We start from the raw sequence: 22066 nt of genomic DNA on the forward strand, positions 1-22066 counted from the left end.
GTCTCCTTAACTTATGATTACCACTAGTATAACAGAATTTGGCTAGGATATAACAGAAAAATTGTTCCATACATTAAAGACGATAAAACGCTTACTTTCGATAAAAAGCAAACATTCCACTTTAGAGTGCTTTCATTTCTAGTAAAAAGTGGTATGATAAAAAGAGAAGCTAACAGAGAAGGAGTCAATAGTTTGTCACTTAAAAAGCTAGAGAGTAGTAACAACCAAGCTATTATTGCTGAGGAAGTTGCTATTTTAAAAGATATGTTGGAAAAAATCACCCGTCGAATGATTGGAGATGAGGCGTTCGCAACGATTGAAACCATTGTTGCTTTATCTGAAAAGCAAGATTACGTTGGGTTAGAAACGATTATCGCAAGCATTTCTAATCAAGATATGGATGTGATTTCAAGATACTTTTCAATCTTGCCTCTGTTAATTAACATTTCAGAAGATGTGGATTTGGCTTATGAAATCAATTATCAAAATAATGCCAACAAGGATTATTTAGGCAAACTTGCCTTAACTATTGATGCCGTCGCAGAAAAAGAGAATGCCAAAGACATCTTAGAGCAGGTTAATGTGGTACCTGTTTTGACAGCCCATCCGACACAAGTGCAGCGCAAGACCATTTTGGAGTTGACAACGCATATCCATGATCTCCTTCGTAAGTATCGTGATGTCAAAGCTGGTGTCGTTAACCAAGAGAAGTGGCATAATGAACTCTATCGGTACATAGAAATCATTATGCAGACAGATATTATCCGCGAGAAAAAACTCAAGGTCAAAAATGAGATTACTAACGTCATGCAGTATTACAATGGTTCTCTCATTCAAGCAGTGACCAAATTAACAACTGAGTATAAAAACTTGGCTCAGAAACGTGGCTTAGACTTGGTCAATCCTAACCCCATAACCATGGGCATGTGGATTGGAGGAGATAGGGATGGGAATCCTTTTGTCACAGCTGAAACCCTAAGGTTATCTGCTACTGTTCAGAGCGAAGTCATCCTGAATTATTATATTGAAAAATTAGCAGCTCTTTACCGAACCTTTTCTTTGTCGTCTACCTTAATTCAACCGAGTGCAGAAGTAGAGCGTCTGGCTAGCTTATCCCAAGACCAGTCTATTTACCGTGAAAATGAACCTTACCGTAGGGCTTTTCATTATGTGAAGTCCCGCCTTGTCCAAACACGCACTCAATTGACAGGGGACCAAGATACCACTGGACAGTCGCTCACAGCGGATCGCCTTACTCGTCAGTTAGCAATGCAAGATCAGTTAGAAGGACCTATTGCTGCCTACGTTTCGCCGGAAGACTTTAAAGCTGATTTGATGGCCATTGAGCAATCTCTTTTAAGCAATGGTGATGTTGCACTGGTTGATGGCGACTTACGCGAAGTGATGCAAGCTGTTGATATTTTTGGCTTCTTCCTAGCAAGTATTGACATGAGGCAAGACTCTAGTGTGCAAGAAGCATGTGTGGCAGAGTTATTAAAAGGAGCTAATATCGTTGAGGATTATAGCTCACTTTCAGAAACTGAAAAATGTGATCTTCTTGTGAAACAACTGACAGAGGATCCAAGAACACTATCTTCAGCAGCAGTTGCTAAGTCAGATTTGCTCGAAAAAGAATTAGCGATTTACGCAGCTGCACGTGAGTTGAAGGATAAGCTAGGTGATGAGGTCATTAAGCAGCACATCATTTCGCACACAGAAAGTGTTTCTGATATGTTTGAATTGGCCATCATGCTCAAAGAAGTTGGTCTGATTGACCAACACAAAGCTCGTGTGCAAATTGTGCCACTTTTTGAAACTATTGAAGACTTAGACAATGCTCGTGACATTATGACAACTTACTTGAGTTATGATATGGTTAAATCATGGATTGCAGCTAATCATAACTATCAAGAAATTATGTTAGGTTATTCTGACAGTAATAAAGATGGTGGTTATCTTGCTTCAGGTTGGACCCTCTATAAAGCTCAAAATGAATTAACAGCCATTGGAGAGGAAAATGGCGTGAAAATCACTTTCTTCCATGGTCGTGGAGGAACAGTTGGACGAGGCGGTGGCCCTTCTTACGATGCCATCACCTCACAACCTTTTGGTTCTATTAAAGATCGCATTCGCCTCACTGAACAAGGGGAGATTATTGAAAATAAATATGGTAATAAAGATGTCGCTTATTACCATTTAGAAATGCTCATTTCAGCTTCTATTAATCGTATGGTCACACAAATGCTTACCAACCCTAATGAAATTGACGGATTCAGAGAAGTCATGGATGGTATTGTTGCGGACAGTAATAAGATTTACCACCAGCTAGTATTTGATAATCCTCATTTTTACGATTATTTCTTTGAAGCAAGTCCTATCAAGGAAGTTTCTAGCCTTAACATAGGGTCAAGACCGGCAGCCCGTAAAACGATTACGGAAATCACAGGCTTGCGGGCTATTCCTTGGGTCTTTTCGTGGTCACAAAATCGTATCATGTTCCCCGGATGGTATGGGGTAGGATCGGCCTTTAAACATTATATTGACCAAGCAGAAGGCAATCTTGAGCGTCTCCAACACATGTACCAGACTTGGCCCTTCTTCCATTCCTTATTATCGAATGTGGATATGGTGCTATCGAAATCAAATATGAACATCGCTTTTCAATATGCTCAGTTGGCAGACAGCCAAGAGGTTAGGGATGTTTTTCATGTGATTTTGGACGAATGGCAGTTGACAAAAAATGTGATTCTTGCCATCGAAGGACATGAGGAGTTACTAGAAGATAACCCATCTTTGAAACAAAGTTTAGCTTTTCGTCTCCCTTATTTCAATGTGTTGAACTATATTCAAATTGAATTGATTAAGCGCCTGCGCAATCATCAGTTAAGAGAAGAGGATGAAAAATTAATTCACACAACGATTAATGGAATTGCGACTGGGTTACGTAATTCAGGCTAAATCCTTGAAAAGTCCTCTACCTACTATTAAATCAAGGCAGCAGACGCTTTAGGTTATCACTAAATCGTCTATCCCAAAAAGTCTCCTTTGTTTCGTCTGATGTCCTCGTCAGGCTTACTTGGAGGCTTCTTTTTGCAGGAGGTTGACTTTCACTTTTGTTTGTTCTTGAAAGATGGTATAATGCTAAATGATTATCTCAAGAAATATAGGGGAAACTATGAAAATTGATAAAAGGCACCTCTTAAATTACTCCATACTATTGCCTTACTTAATTTTATCGGTTATTGGTTTAATCGTGGTCTATTCCACGACAAGTGTTAGCTTGATTCAAGCACATGCTAACCCGTTTAAATCCGTGATTAATCAAGGGGCATTTTGGACGTTAAGTCTTATTGCTATTGTTTTCATTTATAAGTTAAAATTAAACTTTTTAACCAATACCAAAGTATTAACCTTAGTGATGTTAATTGAAATGACGCTCTTGGTTATTGCTCGCTTCTTTACGACGGCTATCAAAGGAGCACATGGTTGGATTGTCATTGGTCCCATCAGCTTTCAACCTGCTGAATATTTGAAAATTATAATGGTCTGGTATCTGGCTCTGACCTTTGCCAAAATTCAGGAAAAAGTCAGTCTTTATGACTATCAAGCCTTGACGCGTCGTAAATGGTGGCCGACGGAATGGGGAGACTTACGAGACTGGCGAGTCTATTCCCTTTTTATGATACTTTTGGTTGCTGCTCAACCTGATTTGGGAAATGCTTCCATTATCGTATTGACAGCTATTATCATGTTCTCTATTAGTGGGATTGGCTACCGTTGGTTTTCAGCCATCCTTGTCTTGATTACTAGCTTATCAACCCTGTTTTTGGGAACAATTGCCCTCATTGGGGTGGAAAAAGTTGCTAAAGTTCCTGTTTTTGGTTATGTCGCCAAACGTTTCAGTGCCTTTTTTAATCCCTTCCATGATTTGACAGATTCAGGGCATCAGCTGGCCAATTCTTATTACGCTATGAGTAATGGTGGCTGGTTTGGGAGAGGCCTGGGTAATTCCATTGAAAAACGGGGTTATTTGCCAGAAGCACAGACAGACTTTGTCTTTTCCGTTGTTATTGAAGAGTTAGGTTTGATAGGAGCGGGACTCATCTTGGCGCTTGTTTTCTTCCTTATCTTACGGATTATGAATGTGGGTATTAAGGCTAAAAATCCTTTTAATGCTATGATGGCCTTAGGAGTTGGTGGCATGATGCTGATGCAGGTATTTGTTAATATCGGTGGGATTTCTGGTTTGATTCCTTCAACCGGAGTAACTTTCCCTTTCTTATCTCAAGGGGGAAATAGCTTACTTGTTTTATCGGTGGCTGTCGGGTTTGTGCTTAATATTGATGCCAATGAAAAGCGTGAAGACATTTTAAAAGAAGCAGAGCTAACTTATCGGAAAGATGCTCGAAAAGAAAATAGTAACATCATTAACATCAACCAATTTCAATAAAAATCTCCTTTGAGGGGATTTTTTTGTAACCAAAATAAAGGATGATACGTTATATAAGTGTAGAAAGGGGGTGAGCCCCATCAAGTTAGAACCATATGAACAGGAACTAGTGGTTTATTCAAAAGATATTATCGCTTATTTAAAAGCATCGGGTGTGCCGGACCAGTTGGCGCGTGACATTAGTCAGGATGTTTTCCTAAAAATGTTAGAGAGTAATATCATTCTCCCACCTGAAAAGATACGTGCGTGGATGTATCGCGTTGCTGTCAGAAAATACATTGATCATTACCGAAGAGACAAGACCTATCTGGAGATTCTTCAAAGAGATTTTTTCCATCAAGAAACGGTTGTCGAATTTGAACAACCTAACTATACCCCTTTGTACGAGACCATTAGTGCCTTACCAGAAAAGTACCGCATGGTTTTATCGCTTTATTATTTTGATGGCTTGTCGGTAAAAGAAATCGCAAGTATTTTGCGCAAGTCCTTAAGCAGTGTCAAAATTAACTTGATGCGGGGACGAGCCTTATTAAAAGAAAAATTGAAGAAAGCAGGATATACATATGATGATTTCAACTGATTTTGAAAAGCTTGCCAAGCGACATAAACGCCGAAATATTTTTAGAACGGTAACCATTAGTGTAGTCTTAAGCCTGTTTCTTATGGTGTTAGGATTTATAGGACTCAATAGACTGACTAGCAAGAACGGTCAAAACATTCAACAGTATTATACGGTCATTTCTGAAATAGCCTACCCTAATATTAGTTATAGCAGTTGGGGCTACGATGCCACTTCCCAATTCACAGGTAATTTTGTCTCTCACCGTTTTAAAGATATTGATGGTATATCCGTTCCTTTTGAGAAATATGAACATTATTACTCCCTTATCTTAAACCAGAAATCATCAGCAAACAATAATTCATTGATGTCTGATGATAATGGTCGCTCGATGTACACAAGAGCATCTCATTATAAGGTTCCCATGTTTTTTAACAAGGGGAAAAAAGTGCAACTTGGGTCGATAAAACCCACTCAAGATATTCCTCTCATCCGTCAAATGTCAGGACAAGCTGTAGAAGTAGCAATCACTTTTGATAAAGGCTACACATTAAAAGAAATGGAACAGTTCATTCCTAAAAATTTAAAACTCAATTGGATTTGGAGCGGGGTTCAGCTTGAATATTTGGAAAGTCAATTTGGTTTTACCCCCTACTTTAATTTGGGTTTGACAGCTGAGCAACAGAAAAAGATGAACGCTGAGATTGCTAAGGCTTACCAAACCAAAAAGAATCCGGATTTGAACCCTATTTATCAAAAATATAGTCATAAAAGTGCTGTTTCTCCTGTTGAAGGGATGGAAAATAGTTATACTGCATTCCAAGATAGACTAGAACAATACTTCAAAATGGAGGAGAGTAGCCTCCAAACGGTAACGACTGAAGATGGGGAAGTTTATTCCTCTAAAGCTATGCTAAAAGAGTATTTAAGGCAAAACAAGAATCCAAAGACAGCTAAATTTGAAGGTGTCATCCTAACAGGACGCGCTGAGAATTTTGACCAATTACAAAATGCTGATTGGATTTATGCTTCAAATATTGGGCAATCCATTCAAATCCAACCCTACCATCACTTGGAAAAATAAAGAAAAAGCAAAAGGCATAAAATACTTGCATTTTCCTTAGAATTTGCTACAATAGTAAGGTAAAGTTAGACTGTATTGCCTACCGTCTATCTATAAAATATATTTTATTGGAGGCTTTTCCTAAAATGGCAAAAGAAAAATACGATCGTAGTAAACCCCACGTTAACATTGGTACAATTGGACACGTTGACCATGGTAAAACAACTTTAACAGCTGCAATTACAACAGTACTTGCCCGTCGTTTACCAACTTCAGTTAACCAACCAAAAGATTATGCTTCTATCGATGCTGCTCCAGAAGAGCGCGAACGCGGAATCACAATCAACACTGCACACGTTGAGTATGAAACTGAAACTCGTCACTATGCTCACATCGACGCACCAGGACACGCGGACTATGTTAAAAACATGATCACTGGTGCTGCCCAAATGGACGGAGCTATCCTTGTAGTTGCTTCAACTGATGGACCAATGCCACAAACGCGTGAGCACATCCTTCTTTCACGTCAAGTTGGTGTTAAACATCTTATCGTCTTCATGAACAAAGTTGACCTTGTTGATGACGAAGAGTTGCTCGAATTAGTTGAGATGGAAATTCGTGACCTTCTTTCAGAATACGATTTCCCAGGTGATGACCTTCCAGTTATCCAAGGTTCAGCTCTTAAAGCTCTTGAAGGTGACTCAAAATACGAAGATATCATCATGGAGTTGATGAGTACTGTTGATGAGTACATCCCAGAACCAGAACGCGACACTGACAAACCATTACTTCTTCCAGTCGAAGATGTATTCTCAATCACAGGTCGTGGTACAGTTGCTTCAGGACGTATCGACCGTGGTACTGTTCGTGTCAACGACGAAATCGAAATCGTTGGTATCAAAGAAGAAACTAAAAAAGCTGTTGTTACTGGTGTTGAAATGTTCCGTAAACAACTTGACGAAGGTCTTGCAGGAGACAACGTAGGTATCCTTCTTCGTGGTGTTCAACGTGACGAAATCGAACGTGGTCAAGTTATTGCTAAACCAGGTTCAATCAACCCACACACTAAATTCAAAGGTGAAGTATATATCCTTTCTAAAGACGAAGGTGGACGTCACACTCCATTCTTCAACAACTACCGTCCACAATTCTACTTCCGTACAACTGACGTAACAGGTTCAATCGAACTTCCAGCAGGTACAGAAATGGTTATGCCTGGTGATAACGTGACAATCAACGTTGAGTTGATCCACCCAATCGCCGTAGAACAAGGTACTACTTTCTCAATCCGTGAAGGTGGACGTACTGTTGGTTCAGGTATCGTTTCAGAAATCGAAGCTTAATTTTAATTAAGTTCCCAGAATAACAATTAAAGTCGGACAACTTAAATTGTAAAAGCTCCCTTAGGGGAGCTTTTTTTGTGTTTTTTACAGGTCCATTAAAGCTAATCTAGATGTTAAAAAGACACAGGATAATATATTTAAAGAGCTATTAATCAGATGATTTCTCATTATTAAAAATGAAAAGTACTTCTTTCCAAAAAATGTTGGTAAGATGATTCTTCCTTCTTATGATAGTCTTTTTTTGGTCTTAACATTATAAACAGTTAACTATAGCACGTTACCCCCTCGAAAAGACTCAGAACAGTTCGATTTGGTGACAATGGTTTTACGAAATACAACGATTGTCGAAGATATTGAAAAAGCTAGAGCCAAAAAGAAATACCTGCCAAGTTTTCCTACAGGAATCTTGCGCAAAGGGATAAATCAAGATGGTATCACTCAGCTTGATTCTCAGACGGACGTTGTCTTTGGGGAAAAATTGATTGAGGTAAGGATTCCTTGGCAACTGTTGAATTTTTCTAATCTAGCCGCTAAGAAAATTCATGATGACTACATGAAGCACTATGGTGTCAAAGAAGTAGATGCTGACATGATTGCTCTGGGATGGGGACCCGCGCAATCACACGAGATGATTCCTATGGAAGACTATCCTTTACCTAGTTGGGAGAGGCCTAATGTTCGTCCATTTCTAAAAGCATCCTACTCTATTATTAAAAAAGAGTGGACTAAAAAAGGAGAGTAATCAGATGATACATCATGTTTTGTACTTTTATATTATGGTTTGTTTAGCAGTGACTATTTTTAATCTCAGTTACATTGTTAAGCAACGGGTGACACAATGGCACAAGCCGCATCTATTTGACCAATGGAAAAAAGAGTCCAAATAGGAGAAGGGGCAAGGTCGTATGCAACTATTCTTTACCTTTTTACAACTCTCCCAGCTGATTTTCTTATTACTTTTGATTGCTTATGCCAGTTTTTTAGTGATTTCTTTAGTTATTGGAGGTGTCCATCTCTATGAAAAACGAGAACATCGATCTCGTTTAGCGACTCATGCTGATGATGTGGGGGTTTCTGTTATCGTCCCGGCCTATAATGAAGCTTTGACGATTGTTAATACTGACGATTGTTAATACTATTGATTCCTTACTTCATTTGGATTATGATCATTACGAAATCATTGTTGTAGATGATGGCTCTAGTGATCAGACATCAATGGTGTTGATGAACCATTTTCCTCTCATACTTCATCAGGAACCGATTAACCAACATATTGTAACTAAGCCTTATAAAGCTATTTATAAAGCTGATGTGGAAGGTGTTGTTTTGACCTTAATTGTCAAAGAAAATGGCGGAAAAGGGGATGCATTAAACATGGGAATTAATGCGTCTTGTCATGATTATTTCTTGTGTTTAGATGCAGATTCGATGTTGCAAAAAGATTCATTAAAACACATTGTGACATCGGTAAGGTTAGACAAAACGGTTATTGCTGTTGGAGGTCTTGTCCAGGTTGCCCAGGGGGTTAAGATAGAAGAAGGGGGCGTGGTTTCTTATCACCTTCCTTGGCGGATGATTCCTTGCGCTCAGGCCATTGAATATGACTCTTCTTTTTTAGGGGCGCGTATTTTCTTGGATTACTTAAAAGCTAATTTGATTATTTCAGGAGCTTTTGGTCTCTTTAAGAAAGACATCGTGAAAGCCGTTGGTGGTTACGACACAGAGACTTTGGGAGAAGATATGGAATTGGTTATGAAATTACATTTTTTTTGCCGCAATAATCAGGTTCCTTATCGAATTTGTTATGAAACTGACGCAGTCTGTTGGAGTCAAGCACCAACGAGTCTAGGAGACTTGAGAAAACAGAGACGACGATGGTTCTTAGGACTATATCAATGTTTGAAAAAGTACAGAAGTGTTTTTGCCAATTACCGCTTTGGGGCAGTTGGGTTTGTTTCTTATATATACTATATCTTTTTTGAGTTAATATCTCCCTTTCTTGAACTTTTTGGAGCAGGAGTTGTTTTTTTGGCTCTGATTTTTCATCAGTTAAATATTCCTTTCTTCTTTTCACTTATTTTTCTCTATACTCTTTATTGTATTCTAATTACCCTTACTTCTTTCTTGCATCGGATCTACTCTCAAAAATTAATGATTGGGGTAACAGATATTATCAAGGGAATATATATAGCTGTTTTTCGATACCTTGTCTTGCATCCTGTTTTAACCCTTGTCAAGACGAGTAGTATAATTGGCTACCGCGAGAAAAAGAATATCTGGGGGCAGCTTAAGCGCGAGATTCAGATGCAGGAATACGATAATCTCCTTTCTTGAGGATTATCTGATAAGAAACATACATCCTATAGAAAATAGTGAAAAGTTTTCAGAAAAGCCCTCTTCCTTTGTGAAAATATTCCTAAAATATAGCCGTTTTCTTTTAATAGCCAGTAAAATATGCTAAAATAGGAGATGTAAATAAAAAAAGAAGAGGTATGTGATATGTCACGTAAACCAATTATTGCCGGTAACTGGAAAATGAACAAAACCCCTCAAGAAGCAAAAGCATTCGTTGAGGCTGTAGCAAGCAAATTACCTTCAAACGATCTTGTAGATGTTGCAGTAGCAGCGCCAGCTGTTGATTTGGTAACAACTATAGAAGCTGCTAAAGATTCAGTTCTTAAAGTTGCTGCGCAAAACTGCTATTTTGAAAATGCAGGAGCCTTTACTGGTGAAACATCACCAAAAGTGCTTGCTGAAATGGGAGCTGACTACGTTGTTATTGGTCACTCAGAACGCCGTGATTACTTCCATGAAACAGATGAAGACATTAACAAAAAAGCAAAAGCTATTTTTGCGAATGGGTTAACTCCAATCCTATGTTGTGGGGAATCTCTTGAAACTTACGAAGCAGGTAAAGCTGTTGAGTTTGTTGGTGCTCAGGTTTCTGCGGCTCTTGCAGGTCTTTCTGAAGAGCAAGTGGCTTCACTTGTTTTAGCTTACGAGCCAATCTGGGCAATCGGTACTGGTAAATCAGCTACTCAAGATGATGCTCAAAAAATGTGTAAAGCTGTACGTGGCGTGGTTGCAGCAGACTTTGGGCAAGAAGTTGCTGATAAAGTTCGCGTTCAATACGGTGGTTCTGTAAAACCTGAAAACGTTAAAGATTACATGGCTTGTCCAGATGTTGATGGTGCCCTTGTTGGTGGTGCATCATTAGAAGCTGATAGCTTCCTCGCTTTGCTTGATTTTCTTAACTAAAACTATCAGATGAAACTATAAAAAGAAGAGGGCATTGAAGTGACCCCCAAAAGTTGGACATTATATTTTAAGTTAAGGATTGAGTTCTGTATTGCACAGGACTTAGTCCTTTTAATGTCAGTTTGATTCGTTTAGTGTTGTAGTAGTTGATATATTCTGAAATAGCTGTTTTTAATGTTTCGAGGGAAGTAAATTCCTTCTCAAACCCATAAAACATTTCTGTCTTCAATGTTCCAAAAAAAGATTCCATCATGCCGTTATCTAAGCTATTTCCTTTACGCGACATGGACGGTCTCATTCCATGCTCCTCAAGAAAATGATGGTAGTAAGTGTGTTGATATTGCCATCCTTGGTCACTATGTAAAATAGTGCCCTGATAAGTTTGTTCAGGAAAAGCCTCGGAAAGCATCGTTTTAAGTTGTTGTAAGTTTGGCGAGGTAGATAAATGATATGCAATAATCTCACTGTTAAAGCCATCAAGAACTGGTGATAGATACAATTTTTGATCACTAGCAGGAATTGAAAACTCTGTGACATCGGTATAACACTTCTTAAGTGGTTGGGCAGCTTTAAATTGACGCTTAATGAGATTATCAGCTTTCTTGCCCACCTCACCTTTATAAGAGTTATAGCGACGTTTCGCACGGATTCTAGCTTTCAACCCAAGTTCTGTCATCAGACGTTGAACTTTCTTATGGTTAACTTTATAGCCTCGATTTTTAAGTTCGAGGTGAATTCTACGGTAACCATATCTCCCTTTGTTCTCAGAATAAATATCTTGAATAGCTTCTTTTAATTCTTTGTTTTTATCTCCCTGAGTTAGACGTTTAACCTGATAATAGTAGGTTGATCGAGACAGCTTCAAAATATTAAGTAGGATTCTTAAATCAAATACATTGATTAGTCCTTGAATGATTTCTGTTGCTCTTTGAGCCTTGCTTCGTCCCTCAAGCGGAGTTCTCTCAACTTTTTTAGTACGGCATTCTCCGCTCTAAGGTACTCATTTTCATATTGAAGACGCTCTAATTCAGTCATTTCTTCAAGTTTTTTCTTTGGTTTGCGTCCCATCTTTACAGGTCTCCCTCTTGATTTCTCAAGAATAGTATACCCGTTTTTCTTGTATTGCGCTATCCAATTAGGAAGCATTCCCTTATTTGGTAATCCATAATCTAGAGAAACCTCTAGCTGAGACCTACCTTTCATCAGAACTTCGTTTATGATTTCCTGCTTTAGTTCAGGAGAATAATACCTATTTTTCCTTTTACAAACACTTTCCAATCCGTGTATATCAATAAGGCGGACCATGTATTGAAGGTTATACTTACTCATATTAAATGTTTGACTGATTTTAGGCCATGTCCAACCAGATTGCCGTAAGCGATAGATTTCAATTTTATCTTCATAACTTAATTTCATAGAAAAACACCCCAAAAGTTAGATTTGTTGTCTAACTTTTGGGGTGCAGTTCATATCTTGTATTCTTCTCATTATATCGAAGAGGTTGAACATACTGCTGATCGTGTTTTGGTCTTAAGTCAAGGTAAATTAATTCGAGACACCACTCCTTATGCCATGTCAGCAGAAGAGCAGGAGAAGATCATGACGATACCTTTTAGTTATCGGTCCTTGATATTATCGAATCCCCAATTGAATGTAGAGGAAGTTGTTGAGAAAAGGGATAGCATCACTTTTGTTACAAAGAACCCCAAAGCTATTTGGGAGTGTTTAGAAGCTGCTGCCTGTCCTATCGACAGTATAGAAATGACAAATCGTACCTTGCTGGATCGTGTGTTTGCTACAACGAAAGGATAAGTTATGAAAACCTTTAAAGCCTTATTGCGAACAGAATATTTATTAACTATTCGTTCTCTGTCATCTCTTGTGTTATCAATTGGAATGCCTGTTTTTTTCTTTCTTTTTTACTCTTCTTTTGTTTCAGATTCACAAACTATTTTAAAGCTTATGATGTTTAATATGACAGCTTTTTCAAGTATTGGCTTTGCCCTATTTACCTTACCATTTGCTTTACAAGAGGATCGCAGAAGTAACCGCTTGAAATCTATTCGATATTCATCGGTACCGCTTTGGCAATATTACGTCGCTAAAGTGATCAGGATTATCGGTTACTATCTGTTATCGTGTGGTATTGTTTTTGTTATCGGTTATTTTATGAGGAATATTAGAATGACTGTGGGGGATTGGTTAATCACAGTGGCTTTACTTGTTTTTGGAGCGGTAGCCTTTATTAGCCTTGGTTTACTGTTATCCCAAATCAAATCGTCAAAAGTCCTGTCGGCTTTAGCTAATATCTTATATATTGGTTTAGCTATTATAGGAGGACTTTGGATGCCAGTTAGTAGTTTTCCCAAGTGGTTACAGGCTATTTCATACTGGACACCGACCTATCATTTTGGAAATTTATTTGAGCATTATCTGATTCATGGTACAATAAGTTTAACATCCGTATTTTATCTTATTGGCTTCTGGATGCTGTGTTTATTTGTTACTTATTTTATGACAAAATTTCTTGAGGTTCATTAATGTTTAGACCTTTTTACGCGTCCGATATTCCTTACTATATTGGACTTGTCTTTCTTGCCTTTCCTTATATGGGGGCTTTTTATTACGACTATCCTAAGTGGACTTTAATCATCACGACACTTTTTATAGTAGCTTACCTTGTTTTAATTCATCTGAGAGATAAATATCAAAAGACTATTAATTTATTATGGCTCTATCTTTTGTTCTACGTCGCTTACATGACCTGTTTGAGTGATGGGAATATGATTTGGTTCTTTTTCTTCCACGCTAATTTATTAATTTGGCGTTTTGACAATGATATCCAATCTTTTCGAGGGCTGACTTTTTTATTGGTATTTTTTGGAACTTTTATCTATCTGTGGTCACACTCGCAATCGCTTAGTTCTCGTGTTATGTTAGTAGCTATAGCACTCTTTATAGTGGGGCTTACCTATATGAATATGTGGCTGCAAAGAGAAGATAACATGAAGGCTGCTATATCCAAACAAAACCAAGAGATTAACTTCTTAATGGCAGAAAATGAGAGAAATCGTATTGGACGTGATTTGCATGATACTCTAGGCCATACCTTTGCTTTGATGACGATAAAAACAGAATTGGCAATAAAACAATTACAACATGGTCGATTACAAGCAGTGGAAAAAGAGTTAACAGAACTTCATCAAATTAGTCGGAGATCTATGGAAGATGTGCGCCAATTGGTGAATAACGTGACTTTTCGTAGTTTATCGGAAGAAATGGTTGTTACTTCTGATTTGTTTGATTTATCAGGAATCCAATTTACCTTTGAAAAGAAAATCAGCGATGATCAATTAAGTCCGCTCCTTCAATCGACACTAGTAATGTTGGTTAGGGAATTAGCAACAAATGTTATTAAGCATGCCAAAGCTAGTCATTGCCAGTTAAGCCTTTATCGACAGGACACTCATATCATTTTACAAATGGAAGATGATGGTATTGGTTTTAAAGATGTGGAGGTACCACATTCTATCAATGAAAGGCTTTTACTAGTTAAAGGAAAAGTTGAACTTAGCTCTTTAAAAAAACCTACAATAATTACAATTTATCTAAACGAAGGAATGTGTCATGAAATTATTAATTGCTGAAGACCAAGTGATGTTGAGAGATGCTTTAAAGCAATTATTACTAATGGAAGAATCAGTTGAATCTGTCGAGGCTGTGGGAAATGGGAAAGAAGCCCAAGCTCTTTTGCAAAAGAAAGCAGTTGATGTGGTCATCTTAGATGTAGAAATGCCAGAAATGAATGGATTAGAAGTTTTGGAATGGTTTAAAAGGAGAAGTAATACTAAAGTTATCATTGTTACTACCTTTAAACGTATTGGCTACTTTCAAAGAGCGGTTAAGGCTGGGGTAGATGCCTATGTTTTAAAAGAGCGCTCTATTTCTGAATTAATGAAGACTATTCACACTGTTTTGGAGGGAGGTAAAGAGTACTCCCCAGAATTGATGGAAAATCTTTTTGTAAATCCAAATCCTCTAACTCAACAGGAAATGACCATTCTTCGATTAATTAACCAAGGAAAAACCAGTAAAGAAATAAGTCAATTACTTTTCTTATCTAGTGGAACTATTCGAAATTATAGTTCATCAATCTTTGATAAACTGGGTGTGTCTAACCGCATTGAAGCTATTCGGCTAGCTAATAAAAATGGTTGGCTATAAATAATCAAAAGTTAACCCTAGTCACCAAAGTGGCTAGGGTTTTTAGTAGATTAAGTATTTTTCAAGAAAGATAATACAAAGTAACCCAAAAGTTAAGTAAGGGATAAAGGGAATGTGTTTTGTACGTAGCAATAAGCAAGCAGCAATACCTGCTAAAGAGGCCAGTTGGACTAGCCAGATAAGAGACATTAAGTCAAACACTAACGCCAAACTCGCGAGATACAGAAAATCCCCTGCGCCAATTGAAAAAGGTCGGAGATAGGCTAACAGTCCTAACAACAGTAATAAAAGCGAGGTGTGGTTAATGGAATAAAAAGGGAGCAAACTAACAAAAGTCACTAGCCATAAAAGGAAAGGGTATTCTTGTGATTGCCAATCAAAGAGACTGAGTAATAAAGAAAATAGCAGCAAATAGCAGTGCTTCACGTCCATCCAGCCTACCAAGGTTGCCATAAAGATTGCAAATAAACTAATTTCTAAAGCAAAGTAAGCGTGATAGCTGACGAGGACATGCTTAGTCAATGATAGCTGACAGTGCTGTAATTTTTCCTTGAGAGGGATTGATTCATTGGCAGTATTAGCTATTTCTTCTTGGCTCGCGTTTGTAAAAAAATGGAGTAAGTAGCGAAACAGTAGGCTTAAAAAGAAAGCAAGACAGAAACTAAAAAAGATATTCATACTTACTTATTCGAAAATAAATCAAATACTTGCAATCTTTTCCTAATCGTTGTAAAATAAAGGTATGAAACGAGAATGATTCTAAATAAGGCGCTTCACCTATTAGTTCAGTCCGTTATTGTCGAATAGGATTAGGCGACAACGATTCCTTCTTGATGAGTAATCGTTGCTCACCCTCCATTCTTGCCCTTTAAGCCGAAAAGTAAGGAGACGTTATTATGACAAACACACTCGTTGACAATATTTATGCTTCAGTAACTCACAATATTTCTAAAAAAGAAGCATCAAAAAATGAAAAAACTAAAGCTGTTTTAAACCAAGCTGTCGCTGACTTATCTGTGGCTGCATCTATTGTGCACCAAGTACACTGGTATATGCGTGGTCCAGGTTTCTTGTACCTTCACCCAAAAATGGATGAATTACTGGATAGCTTAAATGCTACCTTAGATGAAATGAGCGAACGCTTGATTACCATCGGTGGTGCACCTTATTCTACTCTAGCTGAATTTTCACAACACTCTAAGTTGGATGAAACAAAAGGTAGCTATGATAAAACAGTTGCCCAACATTTGGCAAGATTGGTAGAAGTTTACCTTTATCTAAGTAGCCTTTTCCAAGTTGGTTTGGATATTACCGATGAAGAAGGCGATGCTGGAACAAATGATTTGTTTACAGCAGCTAAGACAGAGGCTGAAAAAACTATTTGGATGTTCCAAGCAGAGCGTGGACAAGGCCCAGCACTCTAATTGATTATGCCTTAGGATAAGAGAAGTCAATGATAAAATTGGCTTCTTTTTTATGGAATCATCGATTCATTTTCAGAAACATAGAAAGCGATTCCATAATTGTCTTGAAATCTGCCGTAGAATTTGCTAAAATCTACTTATATGAAAACACTATATGATGTGCAACAATTGCTAAAAAACTTTGGCATTTTTGTTTACCTTGGCAAACGTCTTTATGATATTGAAATGATGAAGATTGAACTTCAGCGTCTCTATGATAGCGGCTTATTGGATAAGAGGGATTACTTAAATGCGGAGTTAATTTTGCGACGTGAGCATAGATTAGAATTGGAAAAAGAAGGATAGGCAAATGAGTCAAAAGTTACTGGGGATTGATTTAGGTGGAACCACTGTTAAATTTGGTATTTTAACAGCAGCAGGAGAAGTCCAAGAAAAATGGGCGATTGAGACTAATATTTTAGAAGGGGGCAAGCACATTGTCCCTGATATCATCGCTTCCATCAAACACCGCTTGGAATTATATGGTCTAAGCAGTGCAGATTTTATTGGTATCGGTATGGGGTCACCAGGGGCTGTTGACCGTATTGCTAATACAGTGACCGGAGCATTCAACCTTAACTGGAAAGAAACTCAGGAAGTCGGTTCCATTATTGAAAAAGAATTAGGTATTCCTTTTGCCATTGATAATGATGCCAATGTGGCTGCTCTTGGTGAGCGTTGGGTTGGAGCTGGCGAAAACAATCCTGATGTTGTTTTCATGACACTAGGAACTGGTGTCGGTGGGGGGATTATCGCCGATGGTAACCTGATTCATGGTGTTGCAGGAGCAGGTGGTGAAATCGGCCACATGATTGTTGAACCGGAAAATGGCTTTGCTTGTACTTGTGGCTCACACGGCTGTTTGGAAACAGTAGCCTCAGCAACAGGTGTTGTCAAGGTAGCACGTTTATTGGCAGAAGCTTATGAAGGAGATTCTACTATTAAAGCCGCCATTGATAATGGGGACAATGTCACCAGCAAAGATATTTTCATGGCCGCTGAAGCAGGAGATTCCTTTGCAGATTCTGTTGTGGAAAAGGTTGGTTACTACCTTGGTCTTGCGTCAGCAAATATCTCAAATATCTTGAATCCAGATTCAGTGGTTATTGGTGGAGGCGTGTCGGCAGCAGGAGAATTCTTACGTTCACGCATTGAAAAATATTTTGTGACCTTCACCTTCCCACAAGTGAGGTATTCAACTAAAATTAAGATTGCAGAGCTTGGCAATGATGCTGGAATTATCGGTGCAGCTAGCCTTGCTCGACAATTTATCACAGAGTAGGAGGGGGATATGTCTCCAATCACACTTATCTTATGGTTACTCCTTTTAGGAATTATTGGCTATTACGCATGGAACTATTTCTCTTTTCGAAAAATGGCAAAGCAGGTTGATAACGAGACTTTTAAAGACGTGATGCGTCAAGGTCAATTGATTGATTTACGAGAGCCAGCGGCTTTTAGAGCTAAGCATATTTTAGGAGCTCGAAATTTTCCAGCGCAACAATTTGATGCTGCTATCAAAGGTCTTCGCAAGGACAAACCTGTTCTTATTTACGAAAATATGCGTCCCCAGTACCGTGTGCCTGCGGTCAAAAAACTTAAAAAAGCTGGCTTTGAAGACGTTTATGTCTTAAAAGACGGTATTGATTATTGGGATGGCAAAGTTAAACAAACAACCTAGTTAAGAGTAACGTGGAGTTAAGGGGAATAAAGGCAGTCACTGTCTCAAAAACCTTAATTCCTTTTTTTGCTGTATCCAGACTTGCTGAAAGTCTGAAAACATTTACAATTGATTAAAACCAGTTTTTTAAAACATTTTGTGTTATACTTGTCTAGTTAAAATATATTTACTTAGAGGAACAAATGACTAACTTAAGAAACGATATCCGTAACGTAGCGATTATTGCCCACGTTGACCACGGAAAAACAACACTTGTAGATGAATTATTAAAACAATCCCATACTCTTGATGAGCGTAAAGAGCTTCAAGAGCGTGCCATGGATTCCAATGACCTTGAAAAAGAACGTGGGATTACGATCCTTGCGAAAAATACGGCAGTAGCCTACAACGATGTTCGTATTAACATCATGGATACCCCAGGACACGCGGACTTCGGTGGTGAAGTTGAACGTATCATGAAAATGGTTGACGGGGTTGTTCTTGTTGTGGATGCCTACGAAGGAACAATGCCTCAGACTCGTTTCGTATTGAAAAAAGCACTTGAACAAAATCTTATCCCAATCGTTGTGGTGAACAAGATTGACAAACCTTCAGCTCGTCCAGCAGAAGTTGTAGATGAAGTGCTTGAATTATTCATCGAACTTGGTGCCGATGATGAGCAATTGGAATTCCCAGTTGTTTACGCATCAGCTATCAATGGCACATCATCATTATCAGATGATCCTGCTGACCAAGAGCATACTATGGCCCCGATCTTTGATACGATCATTGATCATATTCCAGCGCCAGTTGATAATTCAGATGAGCCTTTGCAATTCCAAGTGTCACTTTTGGACTACAACGATTTCGTAGGTCGTATCGGTATCGGTCGTGTTTTCCGTGGTACTGTTAAAGTGGGTGACCAAGTGACTCTTTCAAAACTTGATGGTACCACTAAAAACTTCCGTGTTACAAAACTGTTTGGTTTCTTCGGTTTGGAACGTCGTGAAATTCAAGAAGCTAAAGCAGGTGACTTGATTGCTGTTTCAGGTATGGAAGATATCTTTGTTGGAGAAACCATTACACCAACTGACTGTGTGGAAGCTCTGCCAATTCTTCGTATTGATGAGCCAACGCTTCAGATGACTTTCTTGGTCAATAACTCTCCTTTTGCAGGTCGTGAAGGTAAATGGATCACGTCACGTAAGGTTGAAGAACGTCTTTTAGCAGAATTGCAAACAGACGTGTCACTTCGTGTTGACCCAACAGATTCGCCAGATAAATGGACGGTTTCAGGGCGTGGAGAATTACATTTATCTATCCTCATTGAAACAATGCGTCGTGAGGGATATGAACTTCAAGTATCACGTCCAGAAGTTATCATCAAAGAAATTGATGGTGTCAAATGTGAACCCTTCGAACGCGTTCAAATTGACACGCCAGAAGAATACCAAGGTGCAATCATCCAGTCTCTTTCAGAACGTAAAGGGGACATGCTTGATATGCAAATGGTTGGTAATGGTCAAACGCGTTTGATTTTCTTGATTCCTGCTCGTGGTTTGATTGGTTACTCAACAGAGTTCCTTTCAATGACACGTGGTTACGGGATTATGAACCATACTTTTGACCAATACATGCCTGTTGTTGCTGGTGAAATTGGTGGCCGTCATCGTGGAGCACTTGTTTCTATCGATAATGGTAAGGCAACCACTTATTCAATCATGCGTATTGAAGAACGTGGAACTATCTTTGTTAATCCGGGAACAGAAGTCTACGAAGGAATGATTGTCGGTGAAAATTCACGTGACAATGACCTTGGGGTTAACATTACAACGGCTAAACAAATGACAAACGTTCGTTCAGCCACTAAGGACCAAACAGCTGTGATTAAAACACCTCGTATTCTGACGCTTGAAGAATCATTAGAGTTCTTGAATGATGACGAGTACATGGAAGTAACACCAGAATCTATCCGCTTGCGTAAACAAATTTTGAATAAAGCTGCGCGTGATAAAGCTAATAAAAAGAAAAAATCAGCTGAATAAGCCATAAAAAATGAATAACAAAAAGATGTTTAGGAAAGAGACTTTTCTAAAGGTCTTTTTGCGTCTAAGGGTTACCTACTTTATTAGAATCAAAGGAGATGAGGATGTTCTATCTTATTATTGCCGCCTTAATTATTTCCTATTATCTGTTTATGGCACCTAAAAGTGTGCGTAATACGCTTGGTATGATTGGACTTGTGGGTTTAGTTGCCCTCCTCATTGTTTTAGCAGGATTGAGTTTCATCAAAATCATGCAGACACCTCCTGAGATAGTTGTAGGACTCGGGATGATAGTATTGGGATACTATGCTTTGAAAGACTTACTCAAAATGCCAAAAAAATCAAAAGTGAAATAACTAGCCTTGATAAGGTTCATCATTTCTCTTCGGAATTCATAAGAAATAATGTCTTTACTGGAATGATGGCTTAGTTTATCAGTTATCAAAAGGACTGTGTTCTGAAGTGACCCCCAAAAGTTGGACATTATATTTTAAGTTAAGGATTGAGTTCTGTATTGCACAGGACTTAGTCCTTTTAATGTCAGTTTGATTCGTTTAGTGTTGTAGTAGTTGATATATTCTGAAATAGCTGTTTTTAATGTTTCGAGGGAAGTAAATTCCTTCTCAAACCCATAAAACATTTCTGTCTTCAATGTTCCAAAAAAAGATTCCATCATGCCGTTATCTAAGCTATTTCCTTTACGCGACATGGACGGTCTCATTCCATGCTCCTCAAGAAAATGATGGTAGTAAGTGTGTTGATATTGCCATCCTTGGTCACTATGTAAAATAGTGCCCTGATAAGTTTGTTCAGGAAAAGCCTCGGAAAGCATCGTTTTAAGTTGTTGTAAGTTTGGCGAGGTAGATAAATGATATGCAATAATCTCACTGTTAAAGCCATCAAGAACTGGTGATAGATACAATTTTTGATCACTAGCAGGAATTGAAAACTCTGTGACATCGGTATAACACTTCTTAAGTGGTTGGGCAGCTTTAAATTGACGCTTAATGAGATTATCAGCTTTCTTGCCCACCTCACCTTTATAAGAGTTATAGCGACGTTTCGCACGGATTCTAGCTTTCAACCCAAGTTCTGTCATCAGACGTTGAACTTTCTTATGGTTAACTTTATAGCCTCGATTTTTAAGTTCGAGGTGAATTCTACGGTAACCATATCTCCCTTTGTTCTCAGAATAAATATCTTGAATAGCTTCTTTTAATTCTTTGTTTTTATCTCCCTGAGTTAGACGTTTAACCTGATAATAGTAGGTTGATCGAGACAGCTTCAAAATATTAAGTAGGATTCTTAAATCAAATACATTGATTAGTCCTTGAATGATTTCTGTTGCTCTTTGAGCCTTGCTTCGTCCCTCAAGCGGAGTTCTCTCAACTTTTTTAGTACGGCATTCTCCGCTCTAAGGTACTCATTTTCATATTGAAGACGCTCTAATTCAGTCATTTCTTCAAGTTTTTTCTTTGGTTTGCGTCCCATCTTTACAGGTCTCCCTCTTGATTTCTCAAGAATAGTATACCCGTTTTTCTTGTATTGTGCTATCCAATTAGGAAGCATTCCCTTATTTGGTAATCCATAATCTAGAGAAACCTCTAGCTGAGACCTACCTTTCATCAGAACTTCGTTTATGATTTCCTGCTTTAGTTCAGGAGAATAATACCTATTTTTCCTTTTACAAACACTTTCCAATCCGTGTATATCAATAAGGCGGACCATGTATTGAAGGTTATACTTACTCATATTAAATGTTTGACTGATTTTAGGCCATGTCCAACCAGATTGCCGTAAGCGATAGATTTCAATTTTATCTTCATAACTTAATTTCATAGAAAAACACCCCAAAAGTTAGATTTGTTGTCTAACTTTTGGGGTGCAGTTCATTCGTTCGACACAGTCCTTTTTGCTATGCTAATCGGCACAGTTAATAATTTTAAACAATTTTAATGTTTTGTTTATTGAAAAAATAATTATTAAAAATTTTACATTTTA

General features: G+C 38.2%; 22 protein-coding genes and 1 pseudogene. 20 read left to right on the plus strand and 3 right to left on the minus strand.

Features of this window, described 5'->3' with window-relative positions; all coding sequences use genetic code 11:
• Positions 1–192: 192 nt before the first annotated feature.
• The 10 genes from ppc (at position 193) to tpiA (ending at position 10673) form a co-directional block, all read left to right on the plus strand.
• Positions 193–2958: a phosphoenolpyruvate carboxylase gene (ppc, locus tag FQT67_RS03240; protein ID WP_046177510.1), complete on the plus strand. Its 2766-nt coding sequence runs from the start codon at positions 193–195 to the stop codon at positions 2956–2958.
• Positions 2959–3175: 217 nt separating this feature from the next.
• Positions 3176–4450, plus strand: a complete 1275-nt coding sequence (locus FQT67_RS03245) for an FtsW/RodA/SpoVE family cell cycle protein (protein ID WP_015057430.1) — start codon at positions 3176–3178, stop codon at positions 4448–4450.
• Between the two features lie 109 nt (positions 4451–4559).
• Positions 4560–5030, plus strand: coding sequence for an RNA polymerase sigma factor (locus FQT67_RS03250; RefSeq protein WP_003054231.1), 471 nt, complete (start codon positions 4560–4562; stop codon positions 5028–5030).
• Positions 5014–6093 carry an anti sigma factor C-terminal domain-containing protein gene (locus FQT67_RS03255; RefSeq protein ID WP_014612144.1) on the plus strand — a complete coding sequence of 360 codons (1080 nt, stop codon included), beginning with the start codon at positions 5014–5016 and terminating at the stop codon, positions 6091–6093. Before FQT67_RS03250 ends, FQT67_RS03255 begins: the two co-directional genes overlap by 17 nt.
• Positions 6094–6218: 125 nt before the next feature.
• Complete coding sequence (gene tuf / locus FQT67_RS03260) at positions 6219–7415, plus strand: elongation factor Tu (RefSeq protein ID WP_003054233.1); 1197 nt, start codon at positions 6219–6221, stop codon at positions 7413–7415.
• A 319-nt stretch (positions 7416–7734) separates the two neighbouring features.
• Positions 7735–8157, plus strand: coding sequence for a hypothetical protein (locus FQT67_RS03265; RefSeq protein WP_115256795.1), 423 nt, complete (start codon positions 7735–7737; stop codon positions 8155–8157).
• Positions 8158–8161: 4 nt separating this feature from the next.
• Positions 8162–8302 (plus strand): hypothetical protein, encoded by a 141-nt coding sequence (locus tag FQT67_RS10755; protein WP_014612146.1) that lies wholly within the window; start codon positions 8162–8164, stop codon positions 8300–8302.
• A gap of 18 nt (positions 8303–8320) precedes the next feature.
• A complete protein-coding gene (locus FQT67_RS03270) occupies positions 8321–8548 on the plus strand; it encodes a hypothetical protein (protein ID WP_003062388.1) in 228 nt (75 codons plus the stop codon).
• A complete protein-coding gene (locus FQT67_RS03275) occupies positions 8526–9749 on the plus strand; it encodes a glycosyltransferase family 2 protein (RefSeq protein ID WP_046159623.1) in 1224 nt (407 codons plus the stop codon). The genes FQT67_RS03270 and FQT67_RS03275 overlap by 23 nt, the downstream gene beginning before the upstream one ends.
• Positions 9750–9914: 165 nt before the next feature.
• Positions 9915–10673: a triose-phosphate isomerase gene (tpiA, locus tag FQT67_RS03280; RefSeq protein ID WP_046177509.1), complete on the plus strand. Its 759-nt coding sequence runs from the start codon at positions 9915–9917 to the stop codon at positions 10671–10673.
• Positions 10674–10740: 67 nt separating this feature from the next.
• Here the strand turns inward: tpiA and FQT67_RS03285 are convergent.
• Positions 10741–12089 (minus strand): IS3 family transposase gene (locus FQT67_RS03285; RefSeq protein WP_115256712.1). Its coding sequence is split into 2 segments (ribosomal slippage): positions 10741–11648 and positions 11648–12089, totalling 1350 coding nucleotides; the frame shifts between segments, so codons are not numbered across the junction.
• A gap of 48 nt (positions 12090–12137) precedes the next feature.
• Between FQT67_RS03285 and FQT67_RS03290 the strand changes: the two are divergent.
• The 4 genes and pseudogenes from FQT67_RS03290 to FQT67_RS03305 form a co-directional block, all read left to right on the plus strand.
• A pseudogene (locus FQT67_RS03290) lies at positions 12138–12485 on the plus strand (ABC transporter ATP-binding protein); the annotation flags it as partial.
• Between the two features lie 3 nt (positions 12486–12488).
• On the plus strand, positions 12489–13214 hold the full coding sequence (locus FQT67_RS03295; protein ID WP_046177564.1) for an ABC transporter permease: 726 nt from the start codon (positions 12489–12491) through the stop codon (positions 13212–13214).
• A complete protein-coding gene (locus FQT67_RS03300) occupies positions 13214–14320 on the plus strand; it encodes a sensor histidine kinase (protein WP_046177563.1) in 1107 nt (368 codons plus the stop codon). The genes FQT67_RS03295 and FQT67_RS03300 overlap by 1 nt, the downstream gene beginning before the upstream one ends.
• On the plus strand, positions 14301–14897 hold the full coding sequence (locus FQT67_RS03305; RefSeq protein ID WP_046177562.1) for a response regulator transcription factor: 597 nt from the start codon (positions 14301–14303) through the stop codon (positions 14895–14897). Before FQT67_RS03300 ends, FQT67_RS03305 begins: the two co-directional genes overlap by 20 nt.
• A gap of 42 nt (positions 14898–14939) precedes the next feature.
• On the opposite strand, the gene FQT67_RS03310 is transcribed toward FQT67_RS03305, so the two are convergent.
• Complete coding sequence (locus FQT67_RS03310; protein WP_046177561.1) at positions 14940–15575, minus strand: peptidase; 636 nt, start codon at positions 15573–15575, stop codon at positions 14940–14942.
• Positions 15576–15793: 218 nt separating this feature from the next.
• Here FQT67_RS03310 and FQT67_RS03315 point away from each other — a divergent pair, with 218 nt between their 5' ends.
• The 6 genes from FQT67_RS03315 (at position 15794) to FQT67_RS03340 (ending at position 20421) form a co-directional block, all read left to right on the plus strand.
• Complete coding sequence (locus FQT67_RS03315) at positions 15794–16321, plus strand: Dps family protein (RefSeq protein ID WP_003056105.1); 528 nt, start codon at positions 15794–15796, stop codon at positions 16319–16321.
• A 141-nt stretch (positions 16322–16462) separates the two neighbouring features.
• Complete coding sequence (locus FQT67_RS03320; protein ID WP_002983840.1) at positions 16463–16666, plus strand: YqgQ family protein; 204 nt, start codon at positions 16463–16465, stop codon at positions 16664–16666.
• 4 nt (positions 16667–16670) lie between these two features.
• Positions 16671–17642, plus strand: a complete 972-nt coding sequence (locus tag FQT67_RS03325) for an ROK family glucokinase (protein ID WP_012767296.1) — start codon at positions 16671–16673, stop codon at positions 17640–17642.
• Between the two features lie 9 nt (positions 17643–17651).
• Positions 17652–18041 (plus strand): rhodanese-like domain-containing protein, encoded by a 390-nt coding sequence (locus FQT67_RS03330; protein WP_046177560.1) that lies wholly within the window; start codon positions 17652–17654, stop codon positions 18039–18041.
• Positions 18042–18223: 182 nt separating this feature from the next.
• Positions 18224–20065 carry a translational GTPase TypA gene (gene typA / locus FQT67_RS03335; protein WP_003044381.1) on the plus strand — a complete coding sequence of 614 codons (1842 nt, stop codon included), beginning with the start codon at positions 18224–18226 and terminating at the stop codon, positions 20063–20065.
• Positions 20066–20169: 104 nt separating this feature from the next.
• The gene (locus FQT67_RS03340; protein WP_003054124.1) at positions 20170–20421 is read left to right on the plus strand and encodes a DUF3165 family protein; all 252 of its coding nucleotides are present in this window, start codon (positions 20170–20172) and stop codon (positions 20419–20421) included.
• Between the two features lie 134 nt (positions 20422–20555).
• On the opposite strand, the gene FQT67_RS03345 is transcribed toward FQT67_RS03340, so the two are convergent.
• Positions 20556–21904 (minus strand): IS3 family transposase gene (locus FQT67_RS03345; protein WP_115256712.1). Its coding sequence is split into 2 segments (ribosomal slippage): positions 20556–21463 and positions 21463–21904, totalling 1350 coding nucleotides; the frame shifts between segments, so codons are not numbered across the junction.
• Positions 21905–22066: the final 162 nt, after the last annotated feature.

Origin of the sequence: Streptococcus sp. NCTC 11567, assembly GCF_902141215.1 — a bacterium.
Classification (GTDB): Bacteria; Bacillota; Bacilli; order Lactobacillales; family Streptococcaceae; genus Streptococcus; species Streptococcus dysgalactiae.

Excerpts from the sequence above, each read along its gene's own strand:
- FQT67_RS03245 (WP_015057430.1), top strand. The coding sequence starts at position 3,176 with ATGAAAATTGATAAAAGGCACCTCTTAAATTACTCCATACTATTGCCT.
- FQT67_RS03255 (WP_014612144.1), top strand. The coding sequence starts at position 5,014 with ATGATGATTTCAACTGATTTTGAAAAGCTTGCCAAGCGACATAAACGC.
- tuf (WP_003054233.1), top strand. The coding sequence starts at position 6,219 with ATGGCAAAAGAAAAATACGATCGTAGTAAACCCCACGTTAACATTGGT.
- FQT67_RS03265 (WP_115256795.1), top strand. The coding sequence starts at position 7,735 with ATGGTTTTACGAAATACAACGATTGTCGAAGATATTGAAAAAGCTAGA.
- FQT67_RS10755 (WP_014612146.1), top strand. The coding sequence starts at position 8,162 with ATGATACATCATGTTTTGTACTTTTATATTATGGTTTGTTTAGCAGTG.
- FQT67_RS03270 (WP_003062388.1), top strand. The coding sequence starts at position 8,321 with ATGCAACTATTCTTTACCTTTTTACAACTCTCCCAGCTGATTTTCTTA.
- tpiA (WP_046177509.1), top strand. The coding sequence starts at position 9,915 with ATGTCACGTAAACCAATTATTGCCGGTAACTGGAAAATGAACAAAACC.
- FQT67_RS03295 (WP_046177564.1), top strand. The coding sequence starts at position 12,489 with ATGAAAACCTTTAAAGCCTTATTGCGAACAGAATATTTATTAACTATT.
- FQT67_RS03300 (WP_046177563.1), top strand. The coding sequence starts at position 13,214 with ATGTTTAGACCTTTTTACGCGTCCGATATTCCTTACTATATTGGACTT.
- FQT67_RS03305 (WP_046177562.1), top strand. The coding sequence starts at position 14,301 with ATGAAATTATTAATTGCTGAAGACCAAGTGATGTTGAGAGATGCTTTA.
- FQT67_RS03310 (WP_046177561.1), bottom strand. The coding sequence starts at position 15,575 with ATGAATATCTTTTTTAGTTTCTGTCTTGCTTTCTTTTTAAGCCTACTG.
- FQT67_RS03315 (WP_003056105.1), top strand. The coding sequence starts at position 15,794 with ATGACAAACACACTCGTTGACAATATTTATGCTTCAGTAACTCACAAT.
- FQT67_RS03320 (WP_002983840.1), top strand. The coding sequence starts at position 16,463 with ATGAAAACACTATATGATGTGCAACAATTGCTAAAAAACTTTGGCATT.
- FQT67_RS03325 (WP_012767296.1), top strand. The coding sequence starts at position 16,671 with ATGAGTCAAAAGTTACTGGGGATTGATTTAGGTGGAACCACTGTTAAA.
- FQT67_RS03330 (WP_046177560.1), top strand. The coding sequence starts at position 17,652 with ATGTCTCCAATCACACTTATCTTATGGTTACTCCTTTTAGGAATTATT.
- typA (WP_003044381.1), top strand. The coding sequence starts at position 18,224 with ATGACTAACTTAAGAAACGATATCCGTAACGTAGCGATTATTGCCCAC.
- FQT67_RS03340 (WP_003054124.1), top strand. The coding sequence starts at position 20,170 with ATGTTCTATCTTATTATTGCCGCCTTAATTATTTCCTATTATCTGTTT.